Raw genomic sequence first — 19620 nt, 5'->3', positions numbered from 1 at the left:
GACACGACATGTCGCAAGTGACCCTCACCCCCGGCAGCCGGGCGACGCTGCAAAAGCTCGGACCCTTCGTAGCACTGCTGATCATTTCCGTGGCGCTCTCGATCGTGAGCCGCGACTTCCTCACGGTCGACAACCTGCTCAACGTGATGCGGCAGGCGTCGATCAACGCGCTGATCGCGTTCGGCATGACGCTCGTGATTCTGCTCGGCGGCATCGATCTCTCGGCGGGCTCCGTGCTCGCGCTTTCCTCGGTGATCATCGCGACGCTGTTGAGCGCGGGCACGCCCGCCATCGTTGCGACGCTCGCCGGCCTCGTGGCTGGCGGCTTGATGGGCTTCGCCAACGGTCTCGTGATCAGCAAGGGCAAGGTCGCGCCGTTCATCGCCACGCTCGGTTCGATGACGGTGCTGCGCGGCCTCGCGCTCGTCGTATCGAACGGCAGTCCGATCAGCAGCTTCAACAGCGACTTCTTCTCGCTGCTGGGCGGCGGCTATGTCGCGCGCCTCGTGCCGATTCCCGTCGTGCTCATGCTCGTGATGTTCGGCGTGTTCTGGGTCCTGCTGCGCAAGACCGTGTTCGGCCGCCATATCTATGCAACGGGGGGTAATTCCGAATCGGCGAAGCTTTCCGGGGTGAAGGTCGATCGCATCCAGCTGTGCGTGTACACGATCGCGGGCGTCATGTCGGCGCTCGCGGGCGTGGTCCTGACCTCGCGCCTGAACTCCGCGCAGCCGACAGCGGGCACGGGCTACGAGCTCGACGCCATCGCGGCGGTCGTGCTGGGTGGCACGAGCCTCACGGGCGGCCGTGGCTGGATCTTCGGCACGCTCGTGGGCGCGCTCCTGATCGGCGTGCTCAACAACGGCCTGAACCTGCTCGACGTGTCGTCGTTCTATCAGCAGGTCATCAAGGGCATCGTGATCCTGCTCGCCGTGCTGATCGATCGCGGCAACAAGAAGTCGTCGTAACACCCTGGCCGCGCCACGCTCCATTCGCGTGGCGCGGCAGTTTGACATCAATCGTTATCCTGAGTTTTTTATCTCCATACACTCCATATATAACGAGGAGGAAGACTATGCATAAGCACAATTCGCCGTCGATCTCGAAACTCTTTGCGGCGCTCGTCGCCGCCTCGCTCGCGCTGGGCCTCGCGGCCTGCTCGAAGGAAGGTCCGGGCAGCACGGCCGACGCTGGCGCGAGCGGCGCATCGGCTGCAGCGCCGGCTTCGGGCGGCGCGGTCACGGTCGGCCTGTCGATCTCGACGCTCAACAATCCGTTCTTCGTCTCGCTCAAGAAGGGCGCTGAAGACGAAGCAAAGAAGGACGGCGTGACGCTCATCACCGTCGACGCGCAGAACGATCCGGCGAAGCAGCAGGCGAGTGTGGAAGACCTGATCGAAAAGAAGGTCAACGTCATCCTCATCAACCCGACCGATTCTTCGGCGGTGGCCAACGTCGTGAAGGAAGCGACGAGCAAGGGCATCAAGGTGATCTCGCTCGACCGCAGCGTGAACGGTGCGGAAGTCAGCTCGCATATCGCTTCGGACAACAAGGCGGGCGGCAAGATGGCCGCTGATTTCCTCGCCGACAAGCTGGGCGGCAAGGGCAACATCGTCGAGCTGCAAGGCATTCCGGGTTCGTCGGCGGCCAACGAGCGCGGCGCCGGTTTCGACGACGAAATCGCGGCAAAGGGCGGCGTGAAGATCGTCACGAAGCAGCCTGCCGACTTCGATCGCGCCAAGGGCCTTTCGGTGATGGAAAACATCATCCAGAGCAACAAGGACATTCAGGGCGTGTTCGCGCAGAACGACGAAATGGCGCTGGGCGCGGTGAAGGCGCTGCAGGCTGCGGGCCTGAAGAACGTGGCCGTGGTCGGCTTCGACGCCACCGACGATGCGATCGCCGCGGTCAAGGCCGGCCAGATGGCCGCGACCGTGCAGCAGCAACCCGAACTGATCGGCCAGTATGGCGTGCAGGCCGCGAAGAAGGTGGTCGACGGTCAGCCTGTCGACAAGTTCATCCCGGTGCCGCTGAACCTGTACAAGCAGTAAGCACGTTTTCAGGCGCGCGCGAGCGTAGTACCATCGGACGCGAAGATCTTCGCGTCCGCGCGCGCTTGAGGGCTACTGCGCGCCCCGTGTCACACGGGGCGCTTCGTTTTGGGGCTTGCCCTTGCTCGCAGTCGCATCGCCGGCTCTTCGCTCTCGCGTTCACGCGATCCCCAACCCACACCCAGCAGGAACGCCGCGTGTCCCAGTTCGAGCGTCTGACTATCGACGACATTGCCCGCCTCGCGGAGGTCTCGCGCACCACGGCCAGCATGGTGCTCAACGGCAATGCCGAGCGCTATCGCATTTCGGCGGCGACGGTCGAGCGTGTGCTGCAGGTGGCGAGGGACCATCATTTCACGCCGTCGCAATCGGCGCGCGCGCTGCGCTCGCGGCGCAGCAACACGATCGGCCTCGTGATTCCCGATCTGACCAACTCGGCCCACGCCGCGCTCGCCCAGGCAATGGAATGGCAATGCCGCGAGCGCTACCGTTATCAGCTCGTGATCGTGACGAGCGACGAAGATCCGGTGCGCGAGACCGAGGGCATTGCGCATCTGGTCGCGCAGCAGGTGGATGGCGTGGTGGTCGTCCCGTGCACCGCCGATGCGCCGCGCTACGACAAATGGGTCAAGCGCCTGCCGATCGTGTTCGCCGACCGCCGCGTGGCGACGAGCGCGATCCCCTATGTGATCACCGACGCCGCCGAAACGGTGGCTGCCCTGGTGGGTGAGACGATCGAGCAAGGCGCGCGGGAAGTGGTGTTCTTCGGTGGCCAGCCAGAACTCTCACCGAGCCGGGACCGCCTTGCGGGCTATCGGCTCGCGCTCGAGCGGCATGGCATTGCGGAGCAGGCCGACTGGGTGTTTCAGCGCGACTACCAGCGAGAGTCGGGCTATGCGTTCATGAAGGCCTGGTTCGAGGCGCATGGCCGCTATCCCGAGGCGCTTTTCGCCGGTTCGATCACGCTGCTCGAAGGCTTGCTGGAGTTCGTGAACGAAGCGCATCAACTCGCCCTGGCGCCGGGCCGCGTGATGACTTTCGACGATCATCAACTGCTCGACTGCCTGCCGCTTCGCATCGACGCCATCGTGCAGGACAGCGCTCAACTTGCGGAACATAGCCTGCGTTGCGTATTTTCACTGCTCGAAGGCGAAGGCGCGCCGGAGTCCATTCAGGTGCCCGCGCAGATCCATTATCGGCAGCGGCGCGGGCGGCCTGACCGGCGCTAACCCTGTACGCACGCATACGATCCGGCGCTGTTCACGTCGCCCGTGCCGTTCCACCACGCACTCATACCCCTTATTTCTTTTGGCAAAGGCGCGGCGACCGCCAAAATGCGCATGACGCGCTTTCTGGCTGCGGCAAGCGGACGGTAGTATCTTTGCGCAGATGACCCACGAGGGTAGGACAACCGATGACGCGTCTTGACGGCTCCATTGATGCGCAGCGCCTCGACGACGAGTGGCTCGAAGCGGACGGTGCTGGCGGATTTGCGTCCGGCACTGTCGGCACCGCGCGCACGCGCCGCTATCACGCGCTGCTGCTCACGGCGACGCAGCCACCCACGAACCGCGTGGTGCTCGTCAATGGCATCGAAGCCTGGCTCGAGGACGGGGAGCGCAAGACCGCGCTGACGATGCAGCGCTACGCGCCCGATCTGCTCTATCCCGATACCTCGGAGCGCATCGCAGGCTTCGACACGTTGCCGTGGCCCACGTGGCGCTACCGGCTGGACGGCGGCGCCGTGCTCACAGCAGAAGTGTTCGTTGCGAAGGCGAGCCGCGAGACCGTGCTGCGCTGGCGCCTCGAAGTATCGTCCGGGCCTGGCGGTGCAGTGCTGAAAGTCCGCCCGCTGATCTCGGGCCGCGATTATCACGGGCTGCACCACGAGAACCCCGCGTTCGACTTCAACGCCCAGATCGACGGCGAGCACGTGCGTTGGCAACCGTACGGCGACGTGCCCGCCATCGTCGCGCGCTCGAACGGCGGCTATGCGCATGCGCCGGACTGGTACCGCAACTTCTGCTACACGCGCGAACGCGAGCGCGGTCTCGACTGCATCGAGGATCTCGCGACGCCAGGCGTGTTCACGTTCGATCTCAGCAAAGGCGACGCTGTGATGCTGTTGCGCGCGCAACCATCATCTGGCGCGCCAGATGCCTCGCTCGAAAGCAACGAAAGCGCGGCGAGCCGCGCGCGACTGCTCGCTGGCTTCGAAGCAGTGCGCCGGGCGTCGCTCGGCTCGCGCCTGCAGCGTTCGGCCAGCGCCTATGTCGTCGCGCGCGGCGACGGCCGCACGATCGTCGCGGGCTATCCGTGGTTCACCGACTGGGGCCGCGATACGTTCATCGCCATGCGCGGCCTGCTGCTCGCGAACGAGCGCTACGAGGAGACTGGCGCGATCCTGCTCGAATGGGCGGCGACCGTTTCCGAGGGCATGCTGCCGAACCGCTTTCCCGATGCTGGCGGCGCGCCCGAATACAACTCCGTCGACGCGTCGCTGTGGTTCGTCGTGGCGGTGCACGACTACTTCGCGGCTGCGAACGTGCCGCGCGAAGCGCGGCATGCGCTGCAAGGCGCCGTCGACGCCATCCTCGAAGGCTATGCGCGCGGCACGCGCTACCAGATCGCAGCCGACCCGCGCGACGCGCTGCTGCGAGCGGGCGTGCCGGGCGTGCAGCTCACCTGGATGGATGCGAAGGCGGGCGACTGGGTGGTCACGCCGCGCATTGGCAAGCCGGTCGAAATTCAGGCGCTGTGGATCAACGCGCTGCGCATTGCCGTGGCATGGGATACGCGCTGGCGCGAGCTCGAGGCGCGCGCCAGCGCCTCGTTTTCCGAGCGCTTTGTCGATCCGTCGACGGGCGCGCTATTCGACGTGGTCGACGTCGATCACGTGGAGGGCGCGGCCGATCGCTCGATTCGGCCGAACCAGATCTTCGCGGCAGGCGGTTTGCCGTTCGCGCTGCTCGAAGGCGATGCGGCGCGCGCGGTGGTCGCACAGGTCGAAGCCAATCTGCTCACGCCCATGGGGCTGCGCACGCTCGCACCGTCGGACCGCGCGTATCGCGGGCAGTACCGCGGTGGCGTGCTGGAGCGCGACGGCGCCTATCATCAGGGCACCGTCTGGCCCTGGTTGCTCGGCCCCTTCGTGGATGCCTGGCTGCACGTGAACGGCGATACTGCGGCGCAGCGCGCGCTCGCTCGCGAGCGGTTTGTCGCGCCGCTGCTCGCGCATCTCGACCGCGCCGGGCTCGACCATATTTCCGAGGTCGCCGACGGCGATGCGCCGCACCAGAGCGGCGGCGCACCGTTCCAGGCATGGTCGCTCGGCGAATTACTGCGCGTTCTCAAACGGCTCGGGGACGCCGGCTAGCCCGCACCGTAGCGCTGTGCGCACGCCCGGCGGGCAACCGCGCTAGCATGTGAGACTCGCGGCGCTCGCCCGCCGTCCCACGCCCCACCTTGGCGGCCCCACCTCGGCGGCCCCATGCAGGCGGCCCCAATTCAAGGAGATGCCCATGCTGCAGCGCGCCGCCGGCCTCATCCACACGGTTGAAGGCCAACGCTTGTACTCGGCCGATTACGCTCGCTGGCAACGCTGGGGACCCTACCTCAGCGAGCGCCAATGGGGTACGGTGCGCGAGGATTACAGCGAGCATGGCACCGCGTGGGACTACTTCCCGCACGACCACGCGCGTATGCGCGCCTATCGCTGGGGCGAGGACGGCCTGGCCGGTTTCGCCGACGAGCGGCTGAACTGGTGTTGTTCGCTCGCGCTGTGGAACGGTCTCGACCCGATTTTGAAGGAGCGTCTGTTCGGCCTCACAAATGAACAAGGCAATCATGGCGAGGACGTGAAGGAGTTGTACTTCTACCTCGACAGCACGCCGACGCATTCGTATATGCGCATGCTCTACAAGTACCCGCAAGCGGCGTTTCCCTACCAGGACCTGATCGACGAAAACGCGCGGCGCGGGGCCGGCTTGCTCGAATATGAAATCCTCGACACGGGCGCATTCGACGATCAGTGTTATTTCGATGTGCAGATCGAATACGCAAAGCACACGCCGGAAGACATCGTCATGCGCGTGACAGTCGAGAACCGCTCAGGGCAACACGCATCCATCGACGTGTTGCCGCAGATCTGGGCGCGCAACACGTGGTCGTGGAAGGCCGCGGGAAGCAAGCCATCGCTCGCGCTCGCCTCGTCGTCCGGCGGCGAGCACGTCGTCGCGCATTGTGGTACGCACGAGCCGCTCGTCGTGACGGCTGCCGCAAAAGGCGGCGAGCGCGTCGAGTGGCTGTTTTGCGAGAACGAGACCAACGTGAAGCGTCTATTCGGCATGGACGGCGCCGGTCCATTCAAGGACGGCTTCGACGACTATGTCGTGCATGGCAACGACGACGCGATCCGGCGCGACGCGGGCACGAAGGCGGCCGCGCGCGTGCATCTAGAGATCGCGGCGCACGGCCGCGCGGTCGTCACGTTGCGCTGGCGTCCGCTGTCCGCGCCGAAGGAAGAGGTGGCGCTCGACATCGACGGCCTGTTCGCGCAGCGCATTGCCGAAGCGGACGCGTTCTACGACGCGCTGCAGCGCGACATCGAGAGCGCCGACGCGAGGCTCGTGCAGCGCCAGGCGCTGGCGGGCATGCTGTGGTCGAAGCAGTACTACCAGTACGACGTGAACCGCTGGATGGAAGGCGACCCGCTGCAGCCGCCACCGCCCGCAGCGCGCCAGCGCGGGCGCAATGCGGACTGGCGGCATCTGTGCAACGCGGACATCCTCTCGATGCCGGACAAATGGGAGTACCCGTGGTACGCATCGTGGGACCTCGCGTTTCAGGCGGTCGCGTTCGCGCTGGTCGATCCGATGTTCGCGAAGAAGCAGATGCTGCTGCTCGTGAAGGACCGCTATCAGCATCCGAACGGTCAGTTGCCCGCGTACGAATGGGCGTTCGGCGACGCGAATCCGCCCGTGCACGCGTGGGCGGCGTGGCGCGTGTACGAGATCGATCGCTCGATCACCGGCAAGGCAGACCGGGAATTTCTCGAACTCATCTTCCACAAGCTGCTTCTGAATTTTGCGTGGTGGGTGAACCGCAAGGATGCGGACGGCCACAACATCTTCCAGGGCGGCTTCCTTGGGCTCGACAACGTCGGCATCTTCGACCGTTCGTCGCCGCTGCCAACAGGCGGTCACCTCGACCAGGCGGACGGCACGGCGTGGATGGCGGCTTACGCGCTCGACCTGATGCGCATCGCGCTCGAACTCGCGTTCGCGAACCATGTGTTCGTCGATATCGGCGTGAAATTCTTCGAGCACTTCCTGTATATCGCGGGCGCGGTGAGCTGCGACGACGGCTGCGAGACGGGCCTGTGGGACAGCGTCGACGAGTTCTTCTACGACAAGCTGAGACTGCCGGACGGCAGCAGCGTGCCGCTGCGGATGCGCTCGATCGTCGGGCTGATTCCCTTCTTTGCGGTGCGCGTACTCGAGGAGCGGGTACACGGCGGCCTGCCGGGGCTGCGCGAGCGGCTAGTCTTTTTCCTCCAGCACCGTCCCGACCTTGCCAGTCTCGTGTCGCGCTGGAACGAACCCGGCAAGGGCAATTCATTGCTGCTCTCGCTATTGCGCGGGCACCGGATGAAGGCGCTGCTTCGGCGTATGCTCGACGAAGCCGAATTTCTCTCGGACCATGGCGTGCGTGCGCTCTCTCGCGCCCATCTCGACCGGCCTTTCATTTACCGGCACAACGGCTGCGATTTTCGCGTCAAATACCTGCCCGCCGAATCGGACTCGCGCGTATTCGGCGGCAATTCGAACTGGCGCGGCCCGGTGTGGATGCCGGTCAACTATATGCTGATCGAGTCGCTGTACGAATTTCACCGCTACTATGGCGACGATTTTCGCGTCGAATATCCGACCGGCTCGGGCAAGAAGCTTTCGCTCGCGCAGATCGCCGACGAGCTTGCGCGCCGCGTCACGACGCTGTTTCTGCTCGACCGCAACAACGAGCGCCCGGTGATGGGTGCGTACCCGCTGCTGCAGGCCGATCCGCGCTGCCGAGATCTCGTGCTGTTTCACGAGTACTTCCACGGCGACAACGGGCGAGGCGTCGGCGCATCGCACCAGACCGGCTGGACAGGACTCGTCGCGCTGATGCTGCAGCCGCGCATGATGAGCCCCTCGGGCAACGTCCCGGTCGCGGGCGAAGTCGAAGACGTGGAGGCGGTGAAGTGAGCCCGCCGCCGGACCAGTCCCGATCGCATCTGTCTGTCGCAAACCGGCACTCGCCGTCTGTATAAGTTGGTCAGGAGATAACACCCGCCACGCCCGAAATTCGCAAACATAGCCAAAACGCCCGGCAGCAAGGCGTTTGAGCCCGCTGGCACACTCGATGCGTGAACGTCGACAGACAGTTGGGCTCAGCCAGCTGCAGCCGAATCGAGGTGCAACATGTCGAGCGTTCCGGATCGCAGGCCTGCGGGTCTTTCGCATGTGTTGTTTCTCGTCGAGCTGATCGGCCGCGCTCCACGGGAGCTATGGCCCTTTGTGCTCACCTGGGTCATCGCGGTCCTGACCGTTCCCTTTTGCTGGCTCGTCATATCCGGCGCGCTCACGCAACACGTGCTGGTGCCGCCGGTGGAAACGCCGAAAGCGCTAGCCGACACCGGCTATACCCCGGAATTCCTGGCAGAACGAATTCTTGCGGCGATGCGCGGGATCAGCAGCGACAGCGACGCGGTTCCGCACGATGTATCGCTGGCCGATAACGACAGCCCGGATATCAAGCTCCCAGGTCAAGACATGTCCTATGCGTCGATTGTCGGTTTTCTGAAATCGACGCTGTTCACGAACAAGCAGGACGTGGTCGTCCACATCGGCATTACGCATGTGAACGACAGCGTGGATGCGTATGTCGCGCATATCCAGATCGAAAACGGCCCATTCAATGCCATGCACGACGACGTCGCGTTCACCGGCAATGACTTCAACCAGTCGGTGCGAGACATCGCGATCAAGGTCATGCGGCTTGTCGAACCGAATACGCTCGCGAGCCATGTCTTCACAACGGTGCAAAAGACACGGTGCTCGCCGGGGCAATGCGACTATAGCGAGGTCGAAGCCATCTATGACGATATCCTCGGCCGGCCAGGCTCATCGCAACGCCAATGGGCGCTCGCCGGAAGAGGCTGGCTGCTGCTGAGGCAAAACCGCTCCGAGGAGGCGGAACAGCAGTCACGCGACGCGCTTTTGCTGTATCCGCACTCGGCCGTCTTGCGGGCCAATCTCGGCATTGCGCTCGAGCAGGAGCATAGAATCGACGCCGCGATCAAGGAGCTTCGAGCGGGCGCTCGCGAGAGGTGGAGTACTGCGGAGAACCAGCGCTTGCTCGGCGACGTCTTGTTGCACGCGCACCGGTATGCCGAAGCCCTCAGCGCGTTCCACCGCGCAGATGAAATGCACCACGACGACGTGAACATCCTGCATGATTGGGGGGAAGCACTCGTCCACAATGGACAATATGAGGCGGCGATCGTCAAGCTCGCGCACGCGGTGGAACTTCGTCCCGATCTCGCGCCCGCGTATGAACTATGGGGGCAGGCGCTGGAAGACGAAGGCGATCTGTCTCATGCTGCGCAAAAATATGCTGAAGCGGACAAGCACGACAGTGGCGCGCTGACGCCGCACGAGAAGCAACTCGCTCTGCTGGGTACGCCACGCAGATTGCCGCCGGTATCGGCGAGTCTGCAGGCGCCGGATAGTCGCGCATAGTGCTCGTTGCCCGCCATGTATTTTTCGCTAGCTAGTTCAGTCATTGCGATCGCCTGCGAAACAAGCCCTTTTTCTTCGCTGGAATAAACGCTGCGTCCTCCTCGTTCTTTGTCCGTTAGTCCTTTGGACTGAACGAGGAGTGCGGTCATGAAGTCTCTATTCGCCGTATTAGGCGTCGTAGCATGTGGCGCGGCCATCGCGACGCTCGTGTCGTGCGGCGGCAGTTCCGGTTCCAGTGCGGGTCCCAGCAGTGCTAGCGTGCCCGTCCCGTCGTCGTTCGCGGCAACGGCTCTCGTTTCCGATGGCGCGGTGGCGGCCGCGCACATCGACGGGAATCTGAAAAACCCGTGGGGTGTCGCCTTCAATCCGAACGGTTTTGCCTGGGTTGCGGACAACGGCACCAATGTCGCAACACTCTATGACGGCAACGGCGTGCCGCAATCGCTGATCGTCGCGATACCCAGTGGCAAGAACGGCTCGGCATCGCCGACGGGCATCGTCTTCAACGGCACACAAAGCTTCACCGTCACGGAAAACGGCAAGTCCGGTGTCGCTGCGTTCATCTTCGCGGGCGAGGGCGGCACCGTCACCGCGTGGGCGCCAGCGGTCGGGCCGACCAATGCATTCGTCATGTACGACGACGGCACGGGCGGCGCCGTGTACAAGGGTCTCGCGCTCGCGACGATGAACAATGCCAACTTCCTCTACGCGACCGACTTCCATAACAACAAGATCGACGTTTTCAATACTTCATTCAGCAAGGTCGCGATGCCGGGTGGCTTCACGGACCCGGCGATCCCGGCCGGCTTCGCGCCGTTCGGCATTCAGGCGATCGGCTCGAATCTGTTCGTCACGTATGCGATGCAAGACGCGGCTAAGCACGACGATGTCGCAGGCGCGGGGCTCGGCATGGTCGATGTGTACGACACTGCCGGCAACCTGAAGCAACGCTTCGCGACTGGGAGCCCGCTGAACGCGCCATGGGGCATTGCGCAGGCGCCCGCGAACTTCGGCTCGATGAGTGGCGCGATACTGATCGGCAATTTCGGTAATGGCGCGATCAACGCGTTCAATGCATCGACCGGCCAGTCGATGGGGCCGCTCACCGGCTCGAACGGCAATGCGCTTGTCGAGCCAGGCGTGTGGGGCATTGCGTTCGGCAACGACCTCAGCAATCAGCCTTCCAACGCGCTGTTTTTCGCGGCGGGGCCGAATGACGAAGCCGATGGCGTGTATGGAAGAATCGATTTGAATGCGACGTCGAACGCAGGCACGACGACGGGCACGGGCACCGGCACAAGCACGGGCGCGGGAACGAGCATGGGCATGTAGCGCTCAGCGGCCGTGCGCTGATTCGATTCCAGGCAGGATGAGATCGATGCCAGCGAGAAAATCGACGCGCTCATCGTGATCGCGCAGCTGTGTGGCCACGCTGCGCATGAACGGATAGTCCGCAGGATCGAGCTGCGACCACACCGACGCCACCTCGTCCAGAAAGTGGGTTCGATCAGCGTCCCGGTCGCGAGCGATCTGAGCATTCGCCGCGTTCTGGCCGCCCACGCCCAGGATGTAGCTCAGCAATGCGGACACCGTTGCCCACTGCGCGACGTCAGGAACGTCAAGCGCGCGAATCTGCTGGCCTATGCGTTCAAGAATGCGAACCATAGGCAATTGCCCCGGGTCTCGCGCGAGCACCGAGCCAACCCACGGATGGTCGTCGATCGCGTCGAACATACCCTGCGCGAGGGCGCGAATCGCCTCTCGCGGCGTCGCGCTGGGCAATGGCGTGTCCATCGTGCGGGCGACGATGGCGTCACAGGCGGCGCTCAGCAGATCGCTCTTGTTCTCGACATGCCAGTAGATCGCGCCGGGACCCAGTGGCGAGTCGCTCGGCCAGTGCGCGAAACGTCAGGCCGCTTTCGCCGCTGCTGTCCAGAAGTTCGATCGACACCTCGATGATTCGCTCGCGTGAGAGCGAGTCCCCGCGCCGTTGAACGCCCCGCGCTTTCGTCGCCATGCTTCCTCTCGACGTCAAGAACAACGTTCCACATTGCGCTCTCGCGCGGCATCGTTTTCTGATTTTTCAACAGTCCGCCGCAGATCCGCTGCGCATCGTTGTTGCCTGATCCTTCAGGACAACGACGGGTCTGATTGCACGCGGAAGCCTCGTTGGAGGCTCCGCGTTTTTTCGCATGATAGTGGGGGTTGCAAATCGACGGTCGTTACCCGCGGCGATTGGCGGCGCGCTCCGTGAACCAGTCCACGACATGATGGTGATAGCTGGCAGGCGCCTTTGAATACGCGCGGGTGGCGAGATCGGCAAGCGAGTGCTGCTTGAGCTCCGCGCGCATGGCGCGCTCGGCGCCTTGCATCACGGCATGAATCGAGCAGGTGCCGCGTGTGGCCCATGCGGGCGGCTCGTCGTTGAAAACCGCGCATTGCCCGCGCACTTCGCGACAGTCGAAGAGCGCCTTTTCGCCGTCGATGGCGTCGACGACGTCCAGCACCGAAATATTGCGCGCGGGTCTCGCGAGTCTGAAGCCGCCGCGTATGCCTTCGGTTGACTCGACGATGCCGGCCTTGGCGAGGCGTGTGAAGAGCTTGGCGGCGTAGTCGACGGGCACCCCCTGCATTTCCGCCAGGTCGCGCACGCTCGCCTCGCGCACGCCGGCGGACGTGCCGGCAAGATAGAGCAGGCAATGCAGCCCGTATTCGACACCGGTGCTGATGTGTGACATGGTTATACGACGACTTTTTGTATCGGAGTTGTTAGGGTAACGCAGTGCGGCGCCGAAGTCATCCGCTGCGTCGTCGTGTGTGCTCGGGCAGGCATCGTGGCGGGACCAGGCCATCGTGAACGCGACGCGTGAAATCCTGTGCGAACATACGCGTGGAAGTGGCGCTTTTCCTCGGTTGACTCGACCCGATGGAGGCAGCATGAACAGAAACGGTGCGAACGGAATGATCGGCGCGATGGTGTTCGTGGCTATCGCGAGCTGCGCTGCCAATGCGAACGCGCAAACCGGTGTGAACGAGCCGGCCAGTGTGGCCGTCCAAAGAGTATCGGCATCGACACCCGGAAGCCGGCCGGATAGCTCGGTGGTGCGTGACGTTCGTCGTGCCATCAGGCGCGTTCCGGATCTCGACGATTCGGACATTCACATTCGGGTCAGCCATGGCGTCGTCACGCTCACGGGCTCGGTGCCTGAGACCTGGCAGATTTCGCGTGCGGGCAACGCGGCAAGGCAGGTGCTGGGCGTCAAGGCCGTGAGGAACCGGTTGAAAGCGCAGAAAGGGGATGCCGCGGCCAGCGAGTAGTGTCTCGCCCGCACTTCCACCCGAGATAATGCCTCTAGAAGGGCGGATCCCGATCTTTCCTTGCACAGCGATTGCTCCCCGGAGCGAGCCCAGGTGCTTCCTGGTGACCTGTACCCAAAAATCGCGTTTTTTGGTGAGTACGTTAGTTAACGAATCGTCGTGGCGTGCCCTAAACGATTTATTGCGCGAGCGCGACGCTATGGCTGAAGTTGTACCGCCGGAATGTCTTCCGCAAGCCGGATGAGCGACATGTACCTGTGTGGCTTTGGCACGTGTCGGAGGTTTCCGACGTATCTTGTGCGAATGACTACGACCGATGTCTTTGGCGCGATTGCGAACCCGACGCGCAGACGCATCCTCGACATGCTGCGCGGTGGCCCGCGTGCAGCCGGGGAGATCGCGTCCTCTTTCGCCGTGAACCGCCCGGCGATTTCCGAGCACCTGCAGGTCTTGCGCCTTGCGGGCCTGGTCACGGAACAGGCGTGTGGACGTCAGCGCCTTTATGGATTGAACGCAGGCAGGCTGAGGGAGCTCGCGGAGTGGCTGCATCCGTTCGAGCGGTATTGGGAGCAGCGCCTGGATGCACTCACTGAAGTACTCGACAAGGACACGCAATGACAGAACCCCGGACTCATCCAGCTCACCCGCTTCATCTCGCACTCGCCGGCCAGGGTCTGGACTGCCCTGACCGACCCTGCCATTCACGCCAGATGGTGGGCGGCTGGCGATGTGCGCGCGGTCGTCGGGCATCGCTTCACGCTGGATATGGGACGGTGGGGCCTGCAGCCCTGTGAGGTCGTCGCCGTCGAGCATGAACGGCTGCTGTCCTATTCGTTTGCACCCGGCACGCTGAACACGACGATCACATGGCGGCTCGCAGCCGAAGGAAGCGGTACCCGCCTTTCACTCGAGCACAGGGGCTTCGATCTCGATTCGCCGCTCGGCAAGGCCGCATTCCACGGCATGGGCAACGGATGGCCGGACGTCATGCAGCGCCTTCAGGACGTCCTGGACGTATGACGTGCAATGGCGCTGGCGCTGGCGCTTACCGCTAGCGCAACGCCCGTCACCGCCGCCGCGCATTACTTTGCACTCCTGTAAAACCACTCGACCGCCCCATCGGATACCGCCTGATGTGTCCGACTGTAGTCGACCGACAAGGGATGTTCGAGCCAATGCGAACGAGATGACCGCCAAACCACCCGAATTGGCCCGCCAGCATGGCGGGCCAATTACTATGCTGGAGCTGACGGCGAAATCCCTTGTCTCGGAGTCGTTGTACAGCAATCCACTCCGATGGCCGCGGGAAGAGCGTTCTGACGGCCTCTTAGAAGCGGGTCAGCATGCCGACGGCGCCCATCACCTGATTGCTCGTCGCCGAGAAACCGCCGGCGTTGTACATCGTTGCGACGTTGTTGTGACCGATCGCGCGCTGGTACATCGCCTCACCGTACACTTCCGTGCGCTTCGACAGCGAGTAGCGCGCGATTGCGTTGACCTGGTTCCACTTCGGATCAGAGCTGAAGTTCGACTTGCTCACACCGTTCAGATGACCGTCCGTGAAAGTATCCATGAGGCCGAGATTCAGCGCCGGCGTGAGTGCGTACTTGACGTTCAGTTCATAGTTGTCGAAGTGAGTTGAACCGCTCACCGGGTTCAGGCCGAACGCGGACGTGTTCTGGTACTGGCTGTGCGTATAGACGAAGTTGACTGCCGCCGGGCCGAACGTATAGCCGACACCTGCACCGACCGTGCGCTGCACGTCCGCCGTCAGGTTGCCGCCGCCCGCGGTCGCCTTGAACTCGCTCGGGTCAGCCGCAACGTTCTGATTTGCGGTTCCTGCCGGGCTACTCGCCGCCGCCGAGCCGTTGATCTGGAGGTAGGCAGCTGCGAATCGCAGCGGGCCGTTGTTGTAGGTCGCGCCGGCGCTGTACGCACGATCGACGGCGAAACTGGTGCTGTTGCTGAACGCGTACATGCCGCCGAACTTGAAGCCGGCGTAGTCGATACTCGAGAACTTCACCGAGTTGCTGAAGCGGACAGTATGTTGCAGGTTGTCGTTGTCGTACACGTGCGCGAAGCCCGAGTCGCCGAACGTGCCCGCCGTGCCGGACAGCGGCGCGACGAAGTCGACCATCGAGTCATACTGGCGGCCCATCGTGAGGGTGCCGTATTGATCGGTGCTCAGCCCGACAAACGCTTGACGGCCGAACATGCGGCCACCCTGGCCGAGCGCGCCGTTGTTGACGTTGAAGCCGTTTTCGAGCACGAAGATCGCATGCAGACCGCCGCCCAGGTCCTCGCTGCCGCGCAGGCCGAAGCGGCTGCCACTGATATTGCCGCTTGCGAGCGCGACGCGCGCGCTACCGTGGCTGGGGGCGCCGTTCTGAACGTTGTTCGTATAGGAGATGCCCGCGTCGATCAGACCGTACAGAGTGACCGAACTCTGCGCGTTGGCAGCGGACGCTGCAGACGCTGCGCACACGGCGACGGCAATGGAGATCTTCTTCATGAGATAGCACCCGGTGACGTGAAGGGAACAAGCGGCGTCAGTCTATAGTCGCCTCCGGAGCGGAAGCCAAATCGCCGTAAAAAAATTGCGGCTACAAACGAAAGGCACATTTCATAATTTCGTAGCAATTGAGTTGCGATTTGGCTTTGCGACCTGTGGCGAACGGGTGACAAATCAATTTGATTCGATCACGAGTTGTTCCGCCGCAACAGCGATCGCTCGCGAGGCACGTCGATCCGGCCCAGACGAGGTCGAACTTTGCTCGCGATAAACTGAGTCGGACCGCTAATCTTTCCGACGCGGCATCGTTTTTCACCGCCCGGGACGCTGCATGGGAGCAACCGTTCGCGACCAGCTTGCACTGCATTGATTGCAGACATCCGGACCGACTTGATCGGCCATCGGCAACCGTTCCGGCCTTCGAGCCGACTACTGCCTGACGCGATCTTCCCTGGACGCCCGCAACCGGCGATCGCTGTCCGCGAAGGGCCGCCGACTGCTCACGTGCCGTAACGGCGAGTGACCAGGGTTCATGGATAACCATTGCCGATACGCATCCACGCGTGTCCCACTGGACGTTAGCGCTCTCGCTGTTATTCCTGATGTGCAGGGGGCGGATGGCGCGCACCCAACCCGTCCATCACGGCGGGCGTTGTCCCATTTTCCGTCTGAGGACTTCGATGGAAAAGATTGAGGTGGTCAGGCGCTCAGTCGGAGATATGGAGAATGACTTCGTGGAGCACGCATGCAGGGTGTGTACGAATCGCAATACAGAGCAAGTACACATATGAATGGCCGGCGAGCGATCCCGTAGGCCCGGTAATGAGCGGCTATCGCACGCACACACGACGCAGCGCCCCCATCCGTACCCTAAAAGATTTCGCGTCACCCTTAACGACGCTCCCGAACTCCGGATCGTCGTGCTGTAGTGCGTCGACGTATGAACGCGTCGCCTCTTCGATGAATTCCTTGTAGAGACCCCGTCGACGCATGCGTTGATGGGCGAGGACTGACTCAGGGCGTGAAGCGGACCTTTGGGCACAAATGGGGTAGGGCCGGACGACTCACAAAACCGGTCGTTAGCGGCCGCGGACGACCGCTCACTTTCCTGTCGGCAATGAAGCACGAGCAGTGAGACTGTTGGCGGCAAACGCGCCGTCAATTGCACCCGTGACTGTTTGCAGTCCGGTAACAGGTCTTCCCGCCAGGCCCGCGAGCCACCCCTTTGCCGTTCTCCGTCTTCGCCTCGCCGCCCCGATTGGTTTGAGACGTCCGAACACCGTTCTGGTTCGTCTGAGATGTCCAGGCCGTACCGGTGTTCCGGTTGTAGCCTCCCGCCGTCTGCCCGTTGCCGCAAACTGTTTCGCCACGAGCATTAGTCGCGCAATTGGCAAATGCGTTCGCGGACAGCATTGCGCATGCCAATACCACCAGGATCTTCATGACGGTCTCCCGCAGTGGGTTGAGCCCACCGATGCGCTGCCTCGCTGACTGATCTGATCCAGAAATCCGCTGGCGGGCCAGCACAAACTGGCTACCCATATAGAGAATAGGCCTTCCAGGGGCGTTTCTCTACGTTCTGCGGCAGATTCACTAGTTATCCAAAATAGCTGATCCCCGAGACAATCAACAACAGGTTCACGACCCGTGCGAAATGATTGTCGGACAGCCGTTTATAGAGCGTCATGCCGATCGCGGTTCCGAGCAGCGACCCGGGTATGCAGAGAAGAATGGCTGGGGCGAAACCGGTCTTGCCGGCGGAGTGTCGCAAGAGACTGATTGCAGCGAGCGCGGCGACCTGCGTGATCAGGATAAACGGCTGATACATGGCACGCTGGCGGTCCTTGTTCCACCCCTTGAACCCGCACCAGATGGTCACGAATGCTCCGGGAAAGCCGGCGGCGCCACCCGTGACGCCGCCGAGAAATCCCGCTAAGACATCGAGTGCCTTCGCCTGGCGCCGGATGACCAGCGGGCGCCTGGCGAGCATGTAGCACCCATAGAGAACCAGGAACACGCCAAGCATGTGGGTGTAGACGTGACGATCCAGCGTGAGCAGTACGGTGATGCCCAGGGGGAGTCCGACCACGCCGCCGACCAGGAAAACAGCCAGCGCCCGCCACTGGATATCCCGTTTGAGTGACCAGACCATTGCTGTCTGGTTCGCGATGCTGCAGACAATCATGATCTGGACGATCTGCACCGGGTCGGCAGAGAGATGGAACAGCATTGCGCCGCAGACTGCGGAGAAGGCGAAGCCCGCGATGCTGGATATGCCAGACGCCAGAAAAATGGCACCGATGACAAAGAGCTCGACGCCTTCGTGCACGGACAAGGCCACGCAAAGTGCCGTGGCGAACACGAGCACCGCCCACTGAAGTTTGACCTGCCAGGGGTGCCATCCCGGTGCCGGGGTCAATGATCGGACTGATCCCGCGGCGCTCTCGGGCGCGGGCTGAGGTTCGCTATCCATTTGCCGTGTCTCTCCGTTTTGGACACCACCGGAAAGGCCAGTTTTCCTGCCCGTTGTGGCGGGAAGCGCGCGTTCAAGGATTGATTACATCGGTGCGGCGGCTGCGCTGGCTGGTCGGAAGAAAAGTTAAAGTGATAGGCTCGGTGACTTTCAGTTTGATGCACGAAGTGTGCGGTACCGCACATCTGGGTAGGTTAATGCCATGTCCACCGCACGTTTCTTCGCGCTAGCGGCCGATGTCACGAAACATGAAGCGCCTCACCCAACGGCCTGAACGATCCTCGCGAGGCTGCGGCGAATCGGATTTCTGCCTGGCCAGTCTGCTGCCAGCGACGGCAAGCCGATCGATGAAACGAAGCGATAGGGGCTGTGCTTGACCCCGTTACAGGAGCCCTGAATTGCGGCGAGAACGTCCGCTTGAGCCGATGCCTACGTGTCGCTCGTAAGTATCGTCTGAGAGGATTTAGGTCAAAAGGTACGAGCCCTTTTCGAAGGGTGTGCCAGCTGAACACAGAAAATTTCGGCCGACTTCGTATTCCTTCCTGTTGAGCCCGGTTGTCAGTCACCGCGAGAGACGCTCAGCTGCGCAATCAGGCGAACAAGCTCGGCCTGGCCACGTGTCGCCGTCTTGGTGAAGACGTGGTGCAAATGCGTGCGCACGGTGGACGGCAGCACGCGCAAAGTATCCGCGATATCGTTGGGGTTCTTGCCTGTCCCGACTTCGGAGGCTACGCGTGCCTCTGCTGGTGTCAGTCCAAACAGAGCAGTCAACCGCGCTTCGACCCCGCGGGTGACGCCACGTGAATCGACGAGTAGCAACATAGCCGCTCGCCCGTGAGAATTGCAGTCCGGCGCGTCGCGCTGAGCGCCCAGGGGCGTCGCGAGTATATGCACCTGCCGAGCTGGTGCCGGACGATCCAGGAGCATCGCGCCGCCCTTGCGCACGTTGCCATCCTCACAGGTTGCTTTCGCGACCAGTGCGTGCAGCAGGTTTGTCGATGACGCCGTGTTCCCGACGAGTATTTGCTGAACGGTTCCGATCCCGTCTCCGGCAGCCAGCATCGCTTCGGCAGCCCGATTCGCAAAAATCACGCGTGCATGACTATCGACTATCAGCACGGCATGTACAAACGCGTCCAGTGCGTCGCTTTGTGCCGTTTCGTGGACGGTAACGCTATGGAGGCGATGGTTCGTGCGTACCGCATGCTGGATATGCGGAAGCAGTAAGGCAAGCAGGTCGATGGGCCGGCCCCCGCGAAAACCGGACACTGGGTAACGCTTAAACTATGAGGTAGTCTTCCGCCTATGTTTAAGCCTACAACTAACAACATGGAACCCGTTGAGGTTCTGACGCAGCCGGAGCAACGCCGACGCCGCTCAGTTGAAGAGAAACTGGCGATTGTGCGTGAGACCTTCGAACCCGGAGCCACCGTCTCCGGGGTAGCCCGACGTCATCAGGTGAATGCGAACCAGGTGTTTGCGTGGC

Annotated in this window: 17 protein-coding genes; 11 read left to right on the top strand and 6 right to left on the bottom strand. The window is 62.9% G+C overall.

Translation table 11 applies throughout. From position 1 onward, the window contains the following. Positions 1-8 precede the first annotated feature (8 nt). The 7 genes from M3I54_RS09485 (at position 9) to M3I54_RS09455 (ending at position 11163) form a co-directional block, all read left to right on the top strand. Positions 9-968 carry an ABC transporter permease gene (locus M3I54_RS09485; protein ID WP_254335074.1) on the top strand — a complete coding sequence of 320 codons (960 nt, stop codon included), beginning with the start codon at positions 9-11 and terminating at the stop codon, positions 966-968. Positions 969-1075: 107 nt separating this feature from the next. Then, positions 1076-2050 (top strand): ribose ABC transporter substrate-binding protein RbsB, encoded by a 975-nt coding sequence (rbsB, locus tag M3I54_RS09480; RefSeq protein ID WP_254335070.1) that lies wholly within the window; start codon positions 1076-1078, stop codon positions 2048-2050. Positions 2051-2247: 197 nt separating this feature from the next. Further along, positions 2248-3279, top strand: a complete 1032-nt coding sequence (locus M3I54_RS09475) for a substrate-binding domain-containing protein (RefSeq protein ID WP_254335068.1) — start codon at positions 2248-2250, stop codon at positions 3277-3279. 185 nt (positions 3280-3464) lie between these two features. Further along, positions 3465-5426, top strand: coding sequence for an amylo-alpha-1,6-glucosidase (locus M3I54_RS09470; protein WP_254335066.1), 1962 nt, complete (start codon positions 3465-3467; stop codon positions 5424-5426). Positions 5427-5565: 139 nt separating this feature from the next. Beyond that, positions 5566-8295 (top strand): glucosidase, encoded by a 2730-nt coding sequence (locus M3I54_RS09465; protein WP_254335064.1) that lies wholly within the window; start codon positions 5566-5568, stop codon positions 8293-8295. Positions 8296-8511: 216 nt separating this feature from the next. Then, positions 8512-9831 carry a tetratricopeptide repeat protein gene (locus M3I54_RS09460; protein WP_254335062.1) on the top strand — a complete coding sequence of 440 codons (1320 nt, stop codon included), beginning with the start codon at positions 8512-8514 and terminating at the stop codon, positions 9829-9831. A 147-nt stretch (positions 9832-9978) separates the two neighbouring features. Further along, on the top strand, positions 9979-11163 hold the full coding sequence (locus M3I54_RS09455) for a TIGR03118 family protein (protein WP_254335059.1): 1185 nt from the start codon (positions 9979-9981) through the stop codon (positions 11161-11163). Positions 11164-11166: 3 nt separating this feature from the next. Here the strand turns inward: M3I54_RS09455 and M3I54_RS09450 are convergent, their stop codons facing one another. From M3I54_RS09450 to M3I54_RS09440, 3 genes are all read right to left on the bottom strand, one after another. Then, on the bottom strand, positions 11167-11625 hold the full coding sequence (locus M3I54_RS09450; protein ID WP_254335056.1) for a TetR/AcrR family transcriptional regulator C-terminal domain-containing protein: 459 nt from the start codon (positions 11623-11625) through the stop codon (positions 11167-11169). Between the two features lie 19 nt (positions 11626-11644). Continuing rightward, on the bottom strand, positions 11645-11848 hold the full coding sequence (locus M3I54_RS09445; protein ID WP_254335054.1) for a hypothetical protein: 204 nt from the start codon (positions 11846-11848) through the stop codon (positions 11645-11647). A gap of 205 nt (positions 11849-12053) precedes the next feature. Continuing rightward, complete coding sequence (locus M3I54_RS09440; RefSeq protein ID WP_254335052.1) at positions 12054-12569, bottom strand: Rrf2 family transcriptional regulator; 516 nt, start codon at positions 12567-12569, stop codon at positions 12054-12056. 223 nt (positions 12570-12792) lie between these two features. On the opposite strand from M3I54_RS09440, the gene M3I54_RS09435 reads away from it, so the two are divergent. From M3I54_RS09435 to M3I54_RS09425, 3 genes are all read left to right on the top strand, one after another. Further along, positions 12793-13149: a BON domain-containing protein gene (locus M3I54_RS09435; protein WP_254335050.1), complete on the top strand. Its 357-nt coding sequence runs from the start codon at positions 12793-12795 to the stop codon at positions 13147-13149. Positions 13150-13452: 303 nt separating this feature from the next. Next, the gene (locus M3I54_RS09430; protein ID WP_254335048.1) at positions 13453-13767 is read left to right on the top strand and encodes a metalloregulator ArsR/SmtB family transcription factor; all 315 of its coding nucleotides are present in this window, start codon (positions 13453-13455) and stop codon (positions 13765-13767) included. Positions 13768-13782: 15 nt separating this feature from the next. Further along, the gene (locus M3I54_RS09425; RefSeq protein WP_309249597.1) at positions 13783-14169 is read left to right on the top strand and encodes an SRPBCC domain-containing protein; all 387 of its coding nucleotides are present in this window, start codon (positions 13783-13785) and stop codon (positions 14167-14169) included. A gap of 307 nt (positions 14170-14476) precedes the next feature. Here M3I54_RS09425 and M3I54_RS09420 read toward each other — a convergent pair whose 3' ends face one another. From M3I54_RS09420 to M3I54_RS45095, 3 genes are all read right to left on the bottom strand, one after another. Beyond that, positions 14477-15661, bottom strand: coding sequence for a porin (locus tag M3I54_RS09420; protein WP_254335046.1), 1185 nt, complete (start codon positions 15659-15661; stop codon positions 14477-14479). A 1597-nt stretch (positions 15662-17258) separates the two neighbouring features. Beyond that, positions 17259-18134: a sulfite exporter TauE/SafE family protein gene (locus M3I54_RS09415; protein WP_254335044.1), complete on the bottom strand. Its 876-nt coding sequence runs from the start codon at positions 18132-18134 to the stop codon at positions 17259-17261. Positions 18135-18692: 558 nt separating this feature from the next. After that, complete coding sequence (locus M3I54_RS45095; protein ID WP_254335043.1) at positions 18693-19403, bottom strand: helix-turn-helix transcriptional regulator; 711 nt, start codon at positions 19401-19403, stop codon at positions 18693-18695. A 60-nt stretch (positions 19404-19463) separates the two neighbouring features. Here M3I54_RS45095 and M3I54_RS09405 point away from each other — a divergent pair. Then, a partial coding sequence (locus M3I54_RS09405) for a transposase (protein ID WP_254335285.1) occupies positions 19464-19620 on the top strand: 157 nt, incomplete at its 3' end.

It is taken from the genome of Paraburkholderia sp. CNPSo 3274 (genome assembly GCF_024206475.1).
GTDB lineage: Bacteria > Pseudomonadota > Gammaproteobacteria > Burkholderiales > Burkholderiaceae > Paraburkholderia.
Note: the sequence above shows the minus strand (reverse complement) of the source record. Positions and strands in the feature narration are given on the sequence as shown.